This window comes from Vibrio profundi, from assembly GCF_005281835.1.
Classification (GTDB): Bacteria; Pseudomonadota; Gammaproteobacteria; order Enterobacterales; family Vibrionaceae; genus Vibrio; species Vibrio profundi.
Map to the genome: position 1 here is coordinate 13,573 of NZ_RZIS01000012.1, position 18,731 is coordinate 32,303.

Sequence of the window (18,731 nt, forward strand, 5' to 3'; positions counted from 1 at the left end):
CTTCTACATTTCGAAAAATTATTAAAAGGCATCACCATGAAAAATACCATTCAGATCGTCCATCGCAGCGCAGCAATGTTGGCGTTTCTTCTAATTTTGAGCTTCTTCGTGAGTTCATTATTGGTTGAAATTTTTGGCAACCAGCAACAAGTATTGGCGGTTAAAACCGCGATCTTTTATGCGATTTGGGTGTTGATTCCTACTATGGCAATAACCGGCATTACTGGAGCAAAAATGGCACCGAACGCGAAATCGGGAGCATTAGGGCGAAAGAAAAAACGCATGCCATTCGTCGCATTAAATGGATTACTGGTGTTAACACCTGCGGCAATTTACTTACAACACTTAGCCAGTGTCGGTCAGTTTGATGCTGTCTTTTACACGATTCAAATTGCAGAATTGGTGGCAGGGTTAGTTAACCTTACTTTAATGGCGCTCAACATTCGTGACGCGCGAAGCCTAAAGCGCCCGATTAAAGCGAAAGTATAACTGCGCTCAACCAGCTTCATCGCTTCATTACTATTAAGATAAAGCACTTAGCAGAGCAGTCGAGATTTTACCTGCTAAGCTTAGCTTTATATTGCTGTCCAAAATAACTGTCTAGAATCGCAATCAATACGTTATATTGGTCGGGCTTTTATTATGAATCTAATTGGTTATGAAGCTTATGAATATAAATAAATTTTCTATTAAAACGAAAATTGCGATTCCCCTAATTGTGATTGTGTTTGTTTTCTCTATGGTTACTGTTTTGAACGTAGTGAAATCAAATCAGCAGGCTGCAATTAACCACGAATTGAACAACGTTGTTCAACCGGTATTAGATGACTTGGAAGATGCCTATCGTGATATTTATCAAGTTATTGCCGCCGCACAAGGATTGCTATTGGCCGAAGGCGACTCGGCTGCGGTGCAATATCAAGTCGGTGAATTTAAAGATAATGCCTACAAAGCTGTTCCTCGTTTAGAAAGTATCCAAACCTTATTTGATCAAGGGGTACTGGGTAATCAATCTCGCAGCGAATACACCAAGTTGATTCAGTCGGCCAAAACTTGGGTTTCATTACATGAACCTTTGTTTTCCAACCCTGCGGGTGCCAAGCAATATAATGAAGATAACACCGCTGCGATTGACCGAGAATTTGCCATCGTACGAGAGCAATTACGCTCAATTCGTGGTTTGATTGAAGCGAAACAAACGCTTTTACGAGAACAAGCGAACGCGTCAATTCAGTCCAGTAAAATTGTGATTGAAGTCGGTATGGCTCTTGCGGTTTTGGCTGCGTTGGTTGCCATGTGGTTGTCGAACCGCTTCATTATTAAACCTATTCAGAACGTTGAAAAAGCCATGAGTGAAATCGCTTCAGGCGATGGCGATTTATCGCAGCGTATGGCTGTGGATGGCGATGATGAGATTGCTCGTTTGAGTGCCGCGTTTAACCAGTTTGTCGGTAAGATTCATCTAACGGTCGAGCAAGTCATTATTGCGTCCAATGCGGTTCGTGCTGAGATGGAAAACATCAAGTCGTTGACGCAAAGCGTGGCTGAGTTTTCGTCCAATCAACAGCAAGAAAGTGAAGTCGTGGCGGCAGCCGTTCACGAAATGCAGGTCACCAGTGAAACCGTGAGTGGTAATGCTACTGATGCCGCGAGTGCGAGTAACAGCGCGAATGACGAAGTGGAATCGGCGAATAGTACGTTAGCGCAGACCGTTGGTTCGATTGAGCAGCTTGCAAACGATATTGAAAATGCGAGTGGTGTGGTACACGAACTCGATACCGATGTGAAAAACATTGCGTCTATCTTGGACGTGATTAAAGGCATCGCTGAGCAAACCAATTTGCTGGCATTGAATGCAGCGATAGAAGCCGCGCGTGCTGGCGAGCAAGGTCGAGGTTTCGCTGTGGTAGCGGACGAGGTTCGAGCGTTGGCAAGTAAAACGCAAGAAAGCACCGGTGAAATTGAGTCGATGATTGAGCGCTTAGAGGCGGGTGCGAAACAGGCCGTGAGCGTGATGAACGAAAGTAAGCAAAGCAGTGAAACCACTATTGAGAAAGCAGAGACAGCGGCATCGTCGTTAAGCGAAATTCGAAATTCAATCGGCTTAATGAATGAGATGAATACTCAAATTGCGACCGCTGCGTCACAGCAATCAAACGTTTCAGAAGATGTGAATCAAAACGTTCAACGAATTGCAGAAAGCACCATGCACATGGTTGAGATGGCGAGCAGCGCCGAGAATGCTTGTATGGCGCTGGCTGTGCAATGTGAAGCGTTGGATGATCTAGTTTCTCAATTTGAAGTGTAAACGTGAAATCAATTGTTAGAGGTTATTGTCGGTAAATTGTTGTAATCGTGCATCGATAATTATCAAAAATCACAAATTTTAAGCAATTTTAATCCCCTAAGTACCCCAACTTAGGGGATTTTTCATTTGGGCTGGCTTTAGTAAGAGCCAAGTCGCCCCATTAAGTTTTTGGTGTTTCGATTGAGTTGCTAGTCAGGTGCTGATTGATGAGCTCTGCCAACGCGTGAATGCCTTTACGCCATTGCGGCTCGTCTTTGAAGTTGGCAACACTTAAACGAATACAATTGTCGTATTGACCCGTCGTAGCGAACACGCTTCCAGGCAAGATATTGATCTTTTTCTTTTTACACGCCAAATAGATCTGATGGCTATCGGTTTGAATCGGCAAGGTTAGCCAAGTCAGAAAGGAGCCATTTGGTCGACTGATGTGGTACTGATTTTTGAGCAAAGGGTATTGGTCTAGCGCTTGAGACAAAAGCGCAGAAAACTGTTTGAGGTTATTTTGATAAAGCCTACGCATCTTGTCGACATGCATGCGGTACTTTCCTGTGGTAAGAAATTCCCCGGCAGCTGATTGCATTAAGTTTAAGCTGCCCATATTTTCGCAAATCATGTGCTTTTCAATTTGTTTTTGATAACGCTCCGAGAGCAACCAGCCGATACGTAACCGCGAATCTAGCGTTTTAGACAGTGAATTTACGTAAATTACGCGGCCTTTTTTATCCAGTGTTTTTAGGCTCGGGATATGTTTGCCTGCGCTCAAACCACCGAATACATCGTCCTCAATGATCGGAGTATCCTCACTGACATCCAGCAATGCTTGGCGGTGGGAGAGAGGCATTTGTGAACCGGTGGGGTTGTTGAAATTAGGGGTAACCACTATTGCTTTTACATCCCAAAGATCGAGTGCTTTTTTCACGCTTGGAATGTCGATTCCTGTGGCGACATGGCTGGGTATTTCTAGTGCTTTTAGACCTAACGATTCAAGTAGTAACAAATTTCCGAAGTAGCATGGTGACTCAACAATAACAATGTCTCCCACGTTAGTGAGCGCACGCAATGCTAGGGTAATCGCTTGCTGCGCACCATTGGTCACGGCTATTTCATTCTTAGCTGTAGTGACGCCTAAATCTTGACTGATTTTAAGCAATTGCTGCACTAGGCGTTCATTTCCCGGTGGTAGCTGATAGTGGCTCGGAATTTGGCTTTGCATACGGCTATGACGACCAACGTTGGCGTATAGGCTTTTAATGGCTGGAGAATCTGTATTGGGGTGAGCAGACCCCGTTGCGAGTAATTGCTTACCCTCTGGATACGAAAGGATCGACTTAGCCATTGAAAGCAAATCGACGTCCATAGGCGTTGTTGGTTCTGACTCTGTAATAGTTGACAATGAATTAACACGGTACCCAGAGCGAGGTACAGAATAAATGTAGCCTACCGCTTCCAGTTCTTGGTAAGCACGTATCACAGTGTTTTTGCTTACATCAAGTTTGTCGCAAAGTTGACGAATTGAAGGAAGCTTATCTTCTGGTTGAAATAGCCCGTTCTCGATCGCTTGCTTAACGTACTTTTCCACTTGTAGGTATTTATTGCTTACGTTCATTCTGTACCCATTAATTTATCTGATTCTGTCTCTTTCTAATCATTCTGTACCTTATTAAAGTAATCACACATTCCATAAAATTGCCAGAGGTTTAGAAATGCTATTAAAAATGATCCCCTTCGTTTTCGTCATGTTGTGGGCCTCTGGATTTATTGGTGCTCGATTAGGTTTGGAATACGCAGAGCCTGCGACTTTGTTGACCATTCGCATGGTGTCAAATGTCGCTTTCTTTTTGCTGTTAATTGCCTTGTTGAAACGGAAAATTCCACGCGGGATGGATTTCGTACACAGTTTTATCGTGGGAGCTTTGATTCATGGTTTCTATCTAGGTGGCAGTTATTTAGCGATTGGCTGGGGAATGCCTGCAGGGCTGAGTTCTTTGCTGGTTGGGTTGCAACCGATACTGACGGCACTATTGATTGTTGGCTTTACCGCTGAGCGATTCAAATTATCGCAGTGGCTCGGCCTTGGGCTCGGTTTTATTGGGATTTGTTTGGTGTTGATTGGCGATATCGAATGGCAAAATGATGACCATAAACTCATCGCGTTTGCTGGCTGTATGCTGGCGTTGATAGGCATTACATTTGGGACGCTTTATCAAAAACGTTATTGCAAAGGGGTCGATATGGTGGGGAGCGCACTGATTCAATACTTAGCCGCTGGCGTCATGTTTTTACCTGCTGCACTGCACTATGAAACGATGGAAGTGCAATGGACTATGGAATTCATTTTGACCATGGTTTGGTTAGTGGTGGTGCTGTCTTGTGTCGCGATTTTGCTGCTTCTGTACATGGTAGAAAATGGTGCAGCCTCAGCCGTCGCTTCTGTGTTTTACATGGTGCCACCTGTCACGGCCATTCAAGCTTGGTTAATGTTTGGCGAAACGTTTGATGCATTAGGTGCATTGGGCTTTGTATTGGCCGCTGTCGCAGTGTATTTAGTGGTGAAAAAGCCCAACCTTCTACCTGCTCAGTTAAACGTGGTCCGAGAAAAAGCCTAGAAAATACTTTGGGATGCGGTTAGCGCTACAGAATTGATTTATAGTAAGAATATCGCTGGCGTGGCTAGTAAGCTTGGGCCTACGGTTCGATACTTTGAGAACATTTAAGGGATGATAAATGTCGGAATCTATTTTGCTGATCGCAGAGCTAAAAAAGCAGTTAAAATTACACGGCGTTACTTATCAAGACATTGCGAAAGCTTTGTCGTTGACTGAGGGGTCGGTAAAGCGCTTGTTTGCTCAAGGCAATAACTTGAGCCTAGATCGACTAGAGCAGATTTGTCAGTTGATTGGCTTAGAAATGGCAGAGCTATTTAGACTGGCGAGTCGTTCCTCTCAGCAGTTAATGTCTTTGGAGTGGCAGCAAGAAGAACAATTAGTGGCCGATAAAGGTTTGCTACTCGTCGCGGTTTGTGTGGTTAATGGTTACAAGTTCGAGCAAATCGTTGAGCAGTACTGCTTTAGTGAAACTGAGTTGATTCAAATGTTGGCTCACTTAGATAGGCTTAAAGTGATTGAACTGCTGCCTGGTAATCGCATTAAACTTAGGATCTCGCCGTCATTTTCTTGGTTAGCGGGCGGGCCAATTCAACAATTTTTCCAACAACAAGTACAAGCCGAGTTCTTCAAATCTAACTTTACTCAACCAGACGAAAAACTGCTTATGGCGACAGGCTTGATGTCGATTCCGAGCAATCAAAAGCTTCAGCAACGTCTTCACAAATTGGTACAGGAATTTTATTCCACCTGTCAGCGAGACGATGGGTTAGATATGGATCAGCGGCATGGAACGTCGATGATAGTGGCCATTCGTCGTTGGAACTTTCCTTTATTTGATCAACTGGAGAATAAACCCAGCGCTTCCAAATAAAAGTTACCTATAACACTCCTCAAAGTTACCTATAAGGTGACTTTGTGTTTATCGCTATTACGATGTTGGAATATTAGGCACTCTGCAGGTGAAGGAAACAGCGGAATACGTTCTGCGTTCTAGCCAAGGAGCCTAATATGTCTACCACTCAATCATCCTCATTTTATTGGAAGTGCTTTCTCGCAATTTTGTTTTTGCTTGTGAGCGCTTCAAGTTTTGCTAGCGGATTACTTAAGCCTGTAAACAGTCAATATCAAGCGCTTAAAATCCAGTCTCATCACGTTAACGTCGTTATCGAAGATGGCTATGCAACCACCGCCATCGAACAAGAGTTCTATAACCCTAATCAATCTGAGTTAGAGGCGCTGTATGCTTTCCCAATTCCAGATAAAGCGGTAGTTGGGGAATTCATTTATTGGATAAATGGGCAACCCGTAATTGCGGAAGCCGTTGCCAAAGCACAAGCGGAGCAAATCTATCAAGACCAAAAAGCGCAGGGTAACGCGACAGCGATAACCGAGAAAAATGAATATAAAACGTTTGAAATGAGGGTCTTTCCTGTCCAGCCACAGCAATCAGTGAAAGTAAGGCTGGTCTACCTACAAGATTCATTGCTGGACCACTCTGTTGGTCACTATGTATATCCAATGGAAGAAGGGGGCGTGGATGAGCAGCAAGACGCATTTTGGAGCCGAAATGATACGGTAGAGCAGGACTTTTCATTCAATATCGAGATTAAATCGGTGTACCCAGTTGATGGAGTTCGTTTACCTAAACACCCGCAAGCCACATTTAGTCAGTCTAAAGTGCAGCAGCAAACCATTTGGCAAGCCAACCTCTCAAACCGTTCTGCGATGGATGTTGCGAATACCAATGACGATGAGAGTCACATAGCGCAGAGCACGCCGTTTCAACTTAACCAAGACATTGCGGTTTACTGGCGTTTGAAAAGTGGCTTACCGGGGCGCTTAGATATGGTGGCTTATCGTGACCCTCAACAAAGTAATCGAGGCACCGTTAAGCTGACCTTTACGCCGGGTGATGACCTTTCTGTTGTGAAGCAAGGTCGTGATTGGATATTTATTCTAGACAAGTCGGGGTCGATGGCCGGTAAGTATCAAACCTTAGTGGAGGGAGTGAGACAAGGGCTCGCCCGTCTGCCTGCCAACGATAGATTCCGTGTTGTGATGTTTAACAATGGTACAGAAGATTTATCTCAAGGTTACCAGTCAGTCACCCCACAAAATGTACAAGCTGTGCTGGACCGGGTGAGCCAATCGTCACCTAAAGGTGGAACCAATTTATACGCTGGTTTAATCGAAGGTCTAGGTAGCTTAGATGCCGATAGGGCTAGTGGTGTAGTGCTAGTGACTGACGGAGTTGCCAATGTGGGAGTCACGCATAAGCAGAAGTTCTTGGAACTCATGAAAGATCACGATGTGCGTTTGTTTACTTTTATTATGGGTAATAGTGCAAACAAGCCATTGCTAGAGCCAATGACCCAAACCTCAAATGGATTCTCGACGGTAGTCTCTAACTCAGATGACATTCTTGGTCATATGATGAATGTAACCAGTAAGCTTTCTCATCTAGCGTATCGAGATATTAAGCTTAAAGTGGATGGCGTGAAGATTACCGATCTTACTCCGGCTCAAATCAATAGTTTGTATCGTGGCGAGCAGTTAACTGTGTTTGGGCATTATTTCAAATCAGGGACTTCAAAAGTGACATTGACGGCGACGGTAGCGGGTCAAGAGCGCCAGTACCACACACAAATTGAGTTACCAGAAGTGGCCAATACCAACCCTGAATTAGAAAGGCTGTGGGCGTTCTCTTCGATTCAAGATATTAAGCAGCGTATGAACTATTTAGAGCAAGCGGATTCAGACTCGGAAAAAGCGATTGAATCGTTGGCACTAGAGTATGGTTTTCTAACGGATTACACCTCGCTGCTGGTGGTAGAAGATGCGGTGTTCGACCAACTTGGCATCGACAGAACCAACAAACTGCGCGTGGAAAAAGAGCAGTTGGCTCGAGAGAAGAGAGCCAGTCAATCAAGTAACCAACACCGAGCCGATGAAGCTCAACCTATGTTTAACCAACCTGCGCCAAGCCATTCTGGAAGTGGTGGGGGAAGCTTAGGCTGGGGAGTATTATTGCTATTACCACTCGTACGCTGGGTGCGAAATAGAAACTGAATGACTGAGTGGTAATAGGTGACAAAGATAGAATAGAAACAATGAAGCGAGCGGTGAGAAATCACCGCTCGCTTTTTGTTTTTTAGAACAGTAAAAGGTTAATAAATGAAATTTTAAGAAACCCGTTGCTTATTGTGGTTAAGGGTGTCTAGTATGAATACGCGCCATAAAAACAATTCATGCAGCCAATTTAAACGTCAGGGATATAAGTAGGTTAGGGACAACATATGAAGAAAATATCAGATCTTACAATCAGGAGTAGGCTGTTGTTTGGCAACATCGTTACTGTTGGGATTATAGCGATACTGTGCACCGTGGTTTGGAACTCAATTCGAACCATGAATCAAACGGACAATATGGTTACTCATACTTACAACGTGATTGATCATTCAAACGCTTTAGTGAATGCCATGGTCGATCAAGAAACGGGGCTAAGAGGCTACGCGATAGGGGGCCAAGAAGACTACTTAGAGCCTTATCATTCGGGGAAAAAAGGCGTTCAGTGAACATTTAGAAATAGTGAAAGGCTTAACCAGTGATAATCCAGAGCAACAAGTGCGTTTTGATGAAGTCGCGATAGACGCTGCGAACTGGCAGGAATATGCGCAAAATACCATTGAGCTTCGAGCGAACATTTATGAAGGGGAGTCTTACGTTAATGCACTCAAAGGGCTCATTGCTAGTGGTATAGGCAAGGCCCAAATGGATGGAATAAGAGCCGAAATCGATATTGGTCTGCACGAAAATGGAGACGAATTGCTCGAAAGTATCGTGAATATGGAAACTGGATTACGCGGGTTCATGCTTAATCGTGAAGAGACGTTTCTTGAACCTTATTATGATGGTCAAGAGAGAATTGAACAGCTACTCAGCACCATGCCTCCATCTCGTCTGACTCGAAATATAAATGGTTGGATGAACGATTATGCTACCAAGGCAATTGGTTTGGTCAGAGAGGTTAATCGTTATCGCTCTATCGATGACCTATACGTCAAATTAACGAAGAAACAGGGTAAGCAATACATGGATGGCTTGCGTGATAAAGTTGCTGAAATTGTGGCTGTTGAGCAAGTTCTGATGAAGCAACGTCAACAAGCAGCAGCCTCCGCCTCTAACTTAGCGCTGATGGTAATAGCCGTTGGAGGAATCTCTACCGCCATCTTCAGCTTTGGCTTTAGTGGCTTCATATCAAAAAATATCACTTCTCAAATTAGTGCGGTGATCAATATTGCCAAGCAGTTAGCGAAGGGAGATCTCACGCACAATATTGAAAAAGGCGCCGATAATGAAATTGGCCAATTAACCAATGCGTTGAAATCTACCGCAGACAGTTTGAAAGAGATCATCGGCAATATGGCAGTCGCCAGTGAAAGGTTGAGTAGTTCATCGAGTCAGCTAACCAGTATTACTGTCAGCACCAATAATGGTGCGAATGAGCAAATGCACATGACAGATCAAGTGGCGGTCGCAATGAATCAAATGTCGATTTCTGTTCAAGAAGTGGCGAAAAATGCAGTTGATACGGCGCAATTTGCCAGTGATGCAAACGCGGAAGCCAAACAAGGGTTAGCGGTTGTTAGAGAAACCATAGATAGCATCAACACTTTAGAAAACGAACTTGAAGGCACCATGGGGCGTTTAAACGATTTGGCCCAAGAAGCCACCAACATAGGTGGGATCCTAGATGTTATTTTGGATATCGCTGCACAAACGAACTTACTAGCGTTAAATGCGGCGATAGAGGCAGCGCGAGCAGGTGAACAGGGGCGAGGTTTTGCAGTGGTCGCCGATGAAGTTCGCGGCCTTGCGCAGAGAACTCAGGATTCTACTTCAGAAATTCAAAGCTTAATCGAACGCTTACAAAGTGGCACTCAAGATGCAGTCGAAAGTATGAAAAAGAGCAGCGATATTGTTCGCTCAAGTGTCGTCAAAGCTGAGAAGTCGGGAGGCGCATTTGACACTATCACTAACTCGATTGGAAAGATTCATGATATGAGCACTCAAAGTGCCAGTGCGTCAGAGCAGCAAAGTGTCACGGTTGATCAGATCAATCAAAACGTGGTGAACGTGAATAAGATCTCTCGTGAAAGTGTGGATGGTGCTGAACAAACGGTGGAATCGAGCCAAGAGTTAGTGAGTTTGTCTGAGCAGCTGCAAGGTATTGTTGGTCAGTTTAAAGTAGGTAAGGCGAGCTAGTTCATTTCGTTATTACTTAAAAAGCGAGCTTAGGCTCGCTTTTTTGTTATTTGGCGTAACGTAGGAGAACTAATCGTTCAGAAAAAGGTGATACATAACTGAAATTACTAAGAAAATAGCAAGCTGGGTTGGAGGAAATTGTCGCTATCGACTAGGGTTTATTTGATGCAATCATGTTCATATAAAAAGGACTCAGTTATGAAGCGTTTCGCCATTTCGATATTAGCAATGGTCATTTCTAGCGGTACTTTCGCAACAGGCTCGAAACCCGCTACCCAAGCGACAATAGACGTTAACCAAGCTCTTTATAAAACCTTACCATTTAAAGACCAAAAAGATTTTGAGCGTGCACAGAAAGGCTTTATCGCAAAGCAAGATGTAGTGACCATCAAGAATGATAAGGGGGATGTAGTATGGGACTTGGAAGAGTATAAGAAATTTATCACGCTGGATGCCAAAGCACCAGACAGTGTGAATCCAAGTTTATGGCGAAACGCTCAACTCAATGTTATCAACGGGTTGTTTAAAGTGACGGACGGTATTTATCAAGTTCGTGGCTATGACCTTACCAATATTACGTTTGTCGAAGGTGAGAAAGGTTGGATCGTATTTGATCCGCTGATTTCACAAGAAACAGCGAAAGCGGCCTTAGAGTTCATTAATGCAGAGCTTGGAGAGCGCCCTGTTACCGCTGTTATCTACAGTCATAGTCATATTGATCACTTTGGCGGAGTTCGAGGGATTGTCGACGAGCAAGATGTGAAGTCTGGTAAAGTGCAAATCATCGCTTCTCATGGATTTACCGAGCATGCAGTTTCTGAAAATGTCATTGCCGGTAACGCAATGGGGCGTCGTGCTATTTATATGTATGGAGCGTTACTGCCAAGAAACGCACAAGGTGGTGTTAATGGAGGGCTAGGACAAACGACTTCAACAGGTTTGGCGACATTAATTCGCCCCACTCTGGTGATTGAGAAAACAGGTGAAGAGCATATTGTCGATGGTGTGAAGATGGTCTTCCAATATACCCCTGGCTCTGAAGCGCCAACGGAGATCAACACTTGGATCCCAGAAAAGAAAGCACTGTGGATGGCTGAGAACAGCACCAATACGATGCATAACATTCTGACTCTACGTGGCGCTCAAGTGCGAGATGCCTTGAAGTGGTCATCGTACTTGAATGAAACGATTGAAATGTGGGGAGATGAAGTTGATGTGAAATTCCAAAGTCACCACTGGCCAATGTGGGGACAGGAAGAGATCGTTGATTACTTTAAATTGCAGCGTGATATGTATAAGTACACGCATGATCAAACCGTTCGTCTAATGAACCAAGGCTACATCGGTTCTGAAATTTCTGAAATCATTCAATTCCCAGATGAAATTGAAAACAACTGGAGCACTCGCGGGTACTACGGAACACTTCGTCATAATAGCCGCGCGGTTTATCAACGCTATATGGGATGGTACAGCGGTAATCCTTCTGATCTTAACAACTTGCCACCGACTAACGCTGCGGTGAAATATGTCGAATACATGGGCGGTGAGCGAGCGGTCATTGAGAAAGCTAAGCAAGACTTTGATGAAGGCAAATACCGCTGGGTAGCAGAAGTGTTGAAGCATGTCGTTTTTGCCAACCCGCAAAGCAAAAAAGGCAAAGCTCTACTAGCGGATACTTATGAGCAACTTGGTTACCAAGCCGAATCAGGGCCTTGGCGTTCAGTGTATTTACAAGGAGCGTTTGAGCTAAGAAACGGTACGCCTGCTTCTGGGGGAACGAACACAGCCTCGCCAGATATCATCAAGAATATGCCGCCTGAAATGCTGTTTGATTACTTAGCGGTTCGTATGCTTCCTGAAAAAGCTGCCGGTAAAGAGTACGCCATTAATATCAACTTCACTGACCTAGACGAGCAGTACACCTTGTATATCGAAAATTCTGTGCTCAACCACACTACTAAGCTAAGTGATGATCCTGATGTCTCTTTGACCTTAACGAAAGCGGCGCTTGATGATGTTCAACTTGGCGTGATCACTTTAGAGAAGGCGATTTCGAGCGGTGAAATTAAGCTGAAAGGTGATAAGAAGGCCTTTAAAGATTTCGTAGGTATGCTCGATACCTTCAACTTCTGGTTCAACATAGTGACCCCATAAGGAAAGCAGATGAAACCTAGCTACGTAACGACACTTCTGGGGCTTTCATTATGGGGGGCAAGTTTGTCAGCTCAGGCTTGCTCTTATGATGGCCAGTTTAATAACCCGTTTAAAGAAAGCTATCCGGGCGCGTTAGATATAGCAATTGCCACGCAGGATGCTCTGTCTGATGAATCTTTGGAGCATATTAAGGTGCTGGAAGGAGCGCAAGGGCTCAGGCGAGCAAGCTGGTGGTTGACACTTATGACGAAACACAATGCCAACGATTTGGAGTCGGTATCTTATATTTATTTGGTCGATAGTCATCTTTGGTCAAAGGTTTCAAATGGTAATCAAATAGAGATCCATGTGCCGCCTAACTCCGATGATGCGTCGTCTGTGCTTCTATTAAGTGAAGCGGCATTGCAGGCGTTGGTCAGTCAAAAAGTCGATTTACAAAGTGCTATCGAACTTGGTATTGCCCAAATAGCGGGCTAACAACGTAATAATAGAGCCCCATTAGCATAGGCTAGTGGGGTTCTTTTTCGAGGAGCGAGATTTGAAAATTTCTATGGTTAAACTGGCTATCGCATTGGCTATTTTGGTGGTAGCTGCATTAGGTAAGGCTTACGCTGAAGAAGCGCAACAGCAAAGCGAGCTAAGTAAAGAGAGTGAGCCGTTCGTCAATGTAAATATGGTGCTTGAACTTGATGGTATCGAGGCCTCTGTTCAAGAGATTCAGGGTTCATTTGCCAGCATTTCTGACTCATTGGCGATGATAGCGAGTAGCGATAGCTTGACTGCCGAACAGCAGCAATTGTTGTCTGACACAGTGGAAAACTTAAATCGCTTAATCACAGTATCTCGTGATTCGGTGAAAGCGCTTCCGGTGGCAAAGCAAGTGGTACAACAAAACAGCCAAGACTTTTTCGATGAAGTGAAGTTTAACCTGATGTTGGTGATTGCTCTAATTGCACTTGTGTTAATAGCGGTGATCGGTTGCATTTATTGGTTGGTACTTAAGCCGATGCAAACAACGGTTGTTCAAGCGACGGCAAATATTTTGACTATGGCCGTGGCAATTCGCACCACAGCACAAGCACTAGAAAGTAGCACGGAAAAACAGCAGCAAATTTGGCAGGAAATAGAGTCAAACAAGTAAAATCAAAGGTGCTTCGGGTGGCTGATCAACCTGTTTTTTCGTATCGCTACACTAGTTTGATGGCTTCGCCAGAGACAAAGTAAAGGTTGTTTTTCCACTTTCTGAACGGACTGTGATATCCCCACCATGTAATTTTGCGATAGAGCGAGTAATCGAGAGCCCCAACCCCGCGCCAGAACTGGAGTTATGTACGCGTGACTTGTCGACACGATAAAAGCGATCAAACAGCAGCGGAAGAGAATCTTCCGGAATGGAGTCACCAAGGTTACTGACTGCGATAAAGTTATGTGTCTCGGAGTGCGTCATTGTTACATCAACAACGCTACCCATATGGCTGTGCCTCACCGCGTTGGAAAGTAAGTTGCTTAATGCTCGTTTCAACATGGTTTTATCGGCGAGCACAGTGCTTTCACCTACTACTGTAAAACTCAGTGTTTTCTCTTCTCCAGCGAGCTCATAAAACTCGACCATATCTTCAAGCAAAGGCTTAAGTTCAATCTGCTGATTGGTCTTTAATAGCAAGTTGTGCTCAGATTTTGCCAGATAAAGAATGTCGGTCATGGTTTTAGTGATGCGTTGTAATTCCTCCACATTAGACACCAAGATATCTTGATATTCAGGCGTGGTTCTTGGTTTAGACAAAGCCACTTGAGTTTGCGTCATCATGTTTCCGATAGGGGTTCTTAGCTCGTGCGCAATGTCGGATGAAAAATCAGATAAGCGTTCAAAGTCGCCTTCTAATCTATCAAGCATGGCGTTAAAGCCGATCACTAATGGCATCAATTCTTTGGGGAAATGATTGGTCGGAATTCGCAAATCTAATTGGTTGGTGGAGGTGTTATTTACGTGTTGTTCTAAACGTTTGAGTGGCTTCAACTCTTTTTGTGCGATTAACCAACCTAGCACACCACTGATGATACTGGCGATAATGGTGGTCAGTATTAAAACTTTGGTGAAGCTCTGAATAAAAACGACTTGATGGTCGATGTTAAATCCAAGTACCGCGACTATTCCAGGGCTGTTTTCTAACGAGAATAGTTGTGCTCGATACTGTTTTCCATCGACTACCCATTCAAGGTGGCGGTCGGATTTAGAAGCCAATAAACCCTCTGGCAGCGGTACATTTTGCGATTGGTACATGAGCTTACCATCGGATATCAACCAAAGTTTGGTGTCGCCGGTTTCAAAAAACTCTCCGAATTTAGCGATAAAGTCACCTTCCACTCTTAGCTTGTCGATGGTCTGAAACTTTTGTTCAATGGTGAAGTAGTCTTGCTGATAAAAGTGGTGTTTTAACGAATACAAAGTGGCGGTGCTCAATACGCACAACACGACGATGGAAGCGGCAAAATATGAGAGAACGAGCCTCCCAGTAATGGAATTCGTCAAAAAACGCATATTACTCATCTCTTTCTTCGAGTAAGTAGCCCATGCCACGAATGGTATGAATGAGCTTCGGCTCAAAATCTTTATCTACTTTGGAGCGTAATCGGCGTACCGCGACATCAATTACGTTGGTGTCGCTATCGAAGTTCATATCCCATACCGCAGATGCGATTTGTGAACGAGACATCACTTCGCCAGCTCGCTGCATAAACAGCTCCAGTAAGGCAAACTCTTTGGCGGTCAGGTTAATGATGGTGTCATCGCGCATCACTCGTCGGCGAAGCAAATCAAGATGTAAGTTGGCGATAGTGAGAGATGAGTGAGCATTGGTGGTTGGGGCTTTTCGTTTGAGTGCATTTCGGATGCGTGCCAATAACTCTACGAAGGCAAAAGGTTTGATGAGGTAGTCGTCAGCGCCAAGTTCTAAGCCTTTAACTCTATCTTCAATTTGGTCACGTGCTGTCAGCATTATGATTGGCGTTTCTATTTCACTGCTTCTAAGTGTTTGCAGAACTTGCCAGCCACTTAGCATAGGTAGCATGACATCTAAGACGATGAGATCGAAATTGTCGCTGGTGGCTTTGTAAAGTCCATCAACTCCGTTTGCGGCATGCTCACAGTTATACCCTGCTTCAGATAAGCCTTTAACGAGGTACTCTCCAGTTTTAACTTCATCTTCGATGATCAGTATTTTCATTAAGGCCTTTGTACGTTCGAATGGGAAATGAGTGACTAGGAGAAAGTTAACTCGCGCTTACCTTCGTCCGAAGGAGCGATGGCATCATTATACAACATGGCGAGAGCGGGTTCTCTCGCCATTGAGTTAAGGGCCTAAATTAGCTGTTGTTATCGCGCTTAAGGTATTGATAGTCCAAGTTCACTACGCCTTTGTATTGCAATTGGCCATCTTTACTCATGTATTCTTGAGCAGTCACGTAAGCACCATCTTTAACGTTGATACTGTTGGTTTCATGCGCGGTAAAGGTATTGACGTTGAGCTCTTGCTTTAACTCTAATGGAGAGCTTTCCAGTAGATTGTTAAGGATGTTCAACGCGTCTTGGTATGCTGAAGTTTTACTGCTGGTTGCGTCTGTTAGGATAGTGCGGTGTTTCTCAATAACAGTGTAATTACCGTTGGCATTCATTGTGTTTGCCATAGATTGCGCACTGACAACAGAAAGTGTCGCTGCGAGTAAGAATGTCATGGATTTTTTCATTTTGTTGTTCCTTTAATGGCTGATATGCATACAGATTATCAGCGTGCTAGTGACAATAACCCGTCGCGAAAATGACATTTTTGTCATGTTATTCGTTAAAGAATGAGGTTTAAGTTTGAGTGTTCACATTCATTATTACTAACGCTGGCAGAAGGCCTTGATAAACCTAAGAAAGAAAAAGGCTCTAAGCGTGTGCTTAAAGCCTTGGTTGAGGTCACATTGCGTTGGAGAAATTAGTACATTAATTAATTCGTCTAAACTGACTAACCAATTTACCTTGCGAGTCCAAATTGGACACTAGCCCTTCACATTCGTCACGAGTGTCGCCTGCAAGAATACTGGTTGCAGCACAAACTTCACTAATGGACTGAACGCTGGAGTTCATGTCTTCTGTTACTCTTGCCATTTCTTCAATAGCCGTCGCGATTTGTCCATTTCTGTCTGATATATCAGCGACTTGAGTAATCAATACGTCCAGTTTGCTACCGGATACTTCGGCGCTGCTAACACAGATTTCTGATAGTTGATTACCTTCATTCATAGCTTGTACCGCCCTTTGGGTACTGGTTTGAATTTGCGAAATAACGGCTTGGATTTCTTCGGTGGACTCATGGCTTCGTTGTGCCAAGGTTCGAACTTCATCTGCTACCACCGCAAATCCGCGCCCTTGTTCACCTGCACGGGCAGCCTCAATGGCGGCGTTCAATGCCAGCAAGTTGGTTTGCTCTGCAACGCCTTGAATGACAGTCAGTACGGTACCAATTGTCTTACCATGTTCTTCCAACTGGCCGATGACATTGGACGCCTCGCTAAGCTGTGTGGCGAGCATTTGAATTGAATCGACGGTTTGTTTAACCGAAACCACCCCTTCATTTGCAGCGGTACTTGCTTGCTCTGTCGCTTCTGAAGCACTTTGTGCATTTTGAGCAATTTCATTGGCCGTTGAATGCATTTCATTAATCGCAGCCGCCACTTGCTCGGTTTCTGCAGTTTGCCCTTCAAGATTGGTTGCCGTGGTATCACAGTTTTTCGACGACGATTGTGCTGCTTCACCGATTTGGTCATTGGAGTCTTGAATTCGACCCACCACGGCATTGATTTCAGATTGGCGCATTTTCAGCGCGAGTTTGATTTCAGAAATGTCATCCACATGGTTGTTGTACACCAGCTCCATGAGCGGGTTATCAAAGACTTTTCTCGCCTCAGCGGAAAGCTCTTCAAGGCGGCGTGTTAGCCCATAAACGGCAAAAACAGAGCCTATGAAGAACAACCAAACGCCCACTCCTGGCATGATCATTTTGTCGAGGATCCCAGCCACTATTGCGATTGGTAGCATTGCAACAGCAGCGCGCTGCCATAATCGGGTTCGAGGCCCCTTGACTTGACGTGGCACCTTACCAGCTCGTAGCTGTTCATAGATCTTTTCTGCATTGTTGACATGCTCTCGGTTCGGAGCCAAGCGAACAGATTGATACTCTATGGTTTTTCCGCCTTCTTTGATGGGGGAAGCAAAGGCATCTACCCAGTAGTGGTCCCCGTTTTTGCATCGATTTTTAACGATTCCCATCCATGATTTGCCTTGTTTCAAGTGTTCCCACATATCTTTAAAGGCTTCTGGTGGCATGTCTGGGTGTCGGACAATATTGTGTGGCTGTCCGACTAATTCTTCGAGTTCATAGCCTGCAATTTCGCAGAATTCTTTGCTGGCATATGTGATATGACTACTTGGCTGCGTCACTGAGAGTAGATTATAGCTAGCAGGGTAAGTCACTTCTTTTTGGGTGACTGGCTGATTGATTCGCATGGAGGCCTCGAACATCAATTGTTGATAGTAAAAGCCGAAATAGAGACGTTGGTTACCAGTGTGCGGTCGTTATGTTTTTTATATGCACTCTATTGGTATAGCGCTTGATGATGGAAAACTCAATAAAGGCTAGAGGTATTTATGCTTTTAAATTGGCCTAAAGGAATGAGAGAGCCTGAAGTGAAAGTGAAGCTTTATCTTGGTGCGGTTTCAGTATGAGTCGTTTGAACTAACAAGGGGGAAAGATGACGCCTGTAGGTGCAGAAGACGAAAGTAAGTGACTTGCTTAGCGATGTTTAAGCCGGCAGAGAAAGGCCAAATATGGCCTGTGGAAACAAAACCCGTAGAGTGCTTCTACGGGTTTTCTAGCGTTCCATTGCATGTGTCATCCATTAGCTATCGCGTTTTTCGTTGTACTTGTATTCGTAATCGACGTCTAGAATTGCGCGGTATTGGATGGTATCTCTATCGATAGCAAATTTCTCTACTGTTACTTCCATGCCTTCAATCGTTACGTTTTTCACACCAGAGAATTGGCTCATTACAGGTAACGACTTTGATAGCTCATATGAAGATTTCTCATTGAGTTGGTCCATCATATCGAAACCTGCTTCAAATGCTTCAGCTTGAGTCGCGTAGCCATCTGACTTAAGTGTTGTTGCCGTAGTTTGTGTTTGAGTTGCAGCAAAAGCCGTTGAACTTAGAACGAGAGCTGACGTTAGGATGAGTGCTTTTTTCATAGGATTACCCTTACTTATATTATTTATTTGACCATTGTGTTGGTGAAATTAATCTTATCAATCGTTAGGTAAATTGGGTGTCAGCGAAAGTAAACAAGCGGTGAGGTTTG

General features: G+C 44.3%; 16 protein-coding genes. 10 read left to right on the top strand and 6 right to left on the bottom strand.

The features are described 5' to 3' along the window. The first annotated feature begins 36 nt into the window (after nucleotides 1-36). The gene (locus ELZ11_RS21160; protein WP_137359370.1) at nucleotides 37-489 is read left to right on the top strand and encodes a hypothetical protein; all 453 of its coding nucleotides are present in this window, start codon (nucleotides 37-39) and stop codon (nucleotides 487-489) included. Between the two features lie 178 nt (nucleotides 490-667). Then, nucleotides 668-2,308 carry a methyl-accepting chemotaxis protein gene (locus ELZ11_RS21165; protein WP_137359371.1) on the top strand — a complete coding sequence of 547 codons (1,641 nt, stop codon included), beginning with the start codon at nucleotides 668-670 and terminating at the stop codon, nucleotides 2,306-2,308. Nucleotides 2,309-2,468: 160 nt separating this feature from the next. On the opposite strand, the gene ELZ11_RS21170 is transcribed toward ELZ11_RS21165, so the two are convergent. Beyond that, nucleotides 2,469-3,914 (bottom strand): aminotransferase-like domain-containing protein, encoded by a 1,446-nt coding sequence (locus tag ELZ11_RS21170; protein WP_137359372.1) that lies wholly within the window; start codon nucleotides 3,912-3,914, stop codon nucleotides 2,469-2,471. A gap of 97 nt (nucleotides 3,915-4,011) precedes the next feature. On the opposite strand from ELZ11_RS21170, the gene ELZ11_RS21175 reads away from it, so the two are divergent. The 8 genes from ELZ11_RS21175 (at nucleotide 4,012) to ELZ11_RS21205 (ending at nucleotide 13,474) form a co-directional block, all read left to right on the top strand. Next, a complete protein-coding gene (locus tag ELZ11_RS21175) occupies nucleotides 4,012-4,914 on the top strand; it encodes a DMT family transporter (protein ID WP_137359373.1) in 903 nt (300 codons plus the stop codon). Nucleotides 4,915-5,032: 118 nt separating this feature from the next. Further along, nucleotides 5,033-5,785 (top strand): helix-turn-helix domain-containing protein, encoded by a 753-nt coding sequence (locus tag ELZ11_RS21180; RefSeq protein ID WP_137359374.1) that lies wholly within the window; start codon nucleotides 5,033-5,035, stop codon nucleotides 5,783-5,785. 137 nt (nucleotides 5,786-5,922) lie between these two features. Beyond that, on the top strand, nucleotides 5,923-7,983 hold the full coding sequence (locus ELZ11_RS21185; protein ID WP_137359375.1) for a VIT and vWA domain-containing protein: 2,061 nt from the start codon (nucleotides 5,923-5,925) through the stop codon (nucleotides 7,981-7,983). A gap of 227 nt (nucleotides 7,984-8,210) precedes the next feature. Next, nucleotides 8,211-8,489, top strand: coding sequence for a CHASE3 domain-containing protein (locus ELZ11_RS24045; protein WP_257619223.1), 279 nt, complete (start codon nucleotides 8,211-8,213; stop codon nucleotides 8,487-8,489). Nucleotides 8,490-8,502: 13 nt separating this feature from the next. Then, the gene (locus tag ELZ11_RS24050) at nucleotides 8,503-10,179 is read left to right on the top strand and encodes a methyl-accepting chemotaxis protein (protein WP_279631087.1); all 1,677 of its coding nucleotides are present in this window, start codon (nucleotides 8,503-8,505) and stop codon (nucleotides 10,177-10,179) included. 198 nt (nucleotides 10,180-10,377) lie between these two features. Next, nucleotides 10,378-12,333 carry an alkyl/aryl-sulfatase gene (locus ELZ11_RS21195; protein ID WP_137359376.1) on the top strand — a complete coding sequence of 652 codons (1,956 nt, stop codon included), beginning with the start codon at nucleotides 10,378-10,380 and terminating at the stop codon, nucleotides 12,331-12,333. A gap of 9 nt (nucleotides 12,334-12,342) precedes the next feature. Beyond that, entirely contained in the window at nucleotides 12,343-12,810 is a 468-nt protein-coding gene (locus ELZ11_RS21200; protein WP_137359377.1) for a hypothetical protein, read from the top strand. Between the two features lie 61 nt (nucleotides 12,811-12,871). Next, nucleotides 12,872-13,474, top strand: a complete 603-nt coding sequence (locus ELZ11_RS21205) for a hypothetical protein (protein ID WP_137359378.1) — start codon at nucleotides 12,872-12,874, stop codon at nucleotides 13,472-13,474. A 51-nt stretch (nucleotides 13,475-13,525) separates the two neighbouring features. Here ELZ11_RS21205 and ELZ11_RS21210 read toward each other — a convergent pair whose 3' ends face one another. From ELZ11_RS21210 to ELZ11_RS21230, 5 genes are all read right to left on the bottom strand, one after another. After that, entirely contained in the window at nucleotides 13,526-14,872 is a 1,347-nt protein-coding gene (locus ELZ11_RS21210; RefSeq protein ID WP_244291696.1) for a heavy metal sensor histidine kinase, read from the bottom strand. Between the two features lies 1 nt (nucleotide 14,873). Continuing rightward, a complete protein-coding gene (locus tag ELZ11_RS21215; RefSeq protein ID WP_137359380.1) occupies nucleotides 14,874-15,557 on the bottom strand; it encodes a heavy metal response regulator transcription factor in 684 nt (227 codons plus the stop codon). Nucleotides 15,558-15,696: 139 nt separating this feature from the next. After that, nucleotides 15,697-16,077 (bottom strand): DUF3316 domain-containing protein, encoded by a 381-nt coding sequence (locus tag ELZ11_RS21220; RefSeq protein ID WP_137359381.1) that lies wholly within the window; start codon nucleotides 16,075-16,077, stop codon nucleotides 15,697-15,699. 241 nt (nucleotides 16,078-16,318) lie between these two features. Continuing rightward, nucleotides 16,319-17,881 (bottom strand): methyl-accepting chemotaxis protein, encoded by a 1,563-nt coding sequence (locus ELZ11_RS21225; RefSeq protein WP_137359382.1) that lies wholly within the window; start codon nucleotides 17,879-17,881, stop codon nucleotides 16,319-16,321. A gap of 392 nt (nucleotides 17,882-18,273) precedes the next feature. After that, entirely contained in the window at nucleotides 18,274-18,621 is a 348-nt protein-coding gene (locus ELZ11_RS21230) for a DUF3316 domain-containing protein (protein ID WP_137359383.1), read from the bottom strand. Nucleotides 18,622-18,731 lie beyond the last annotated feature (110 nt).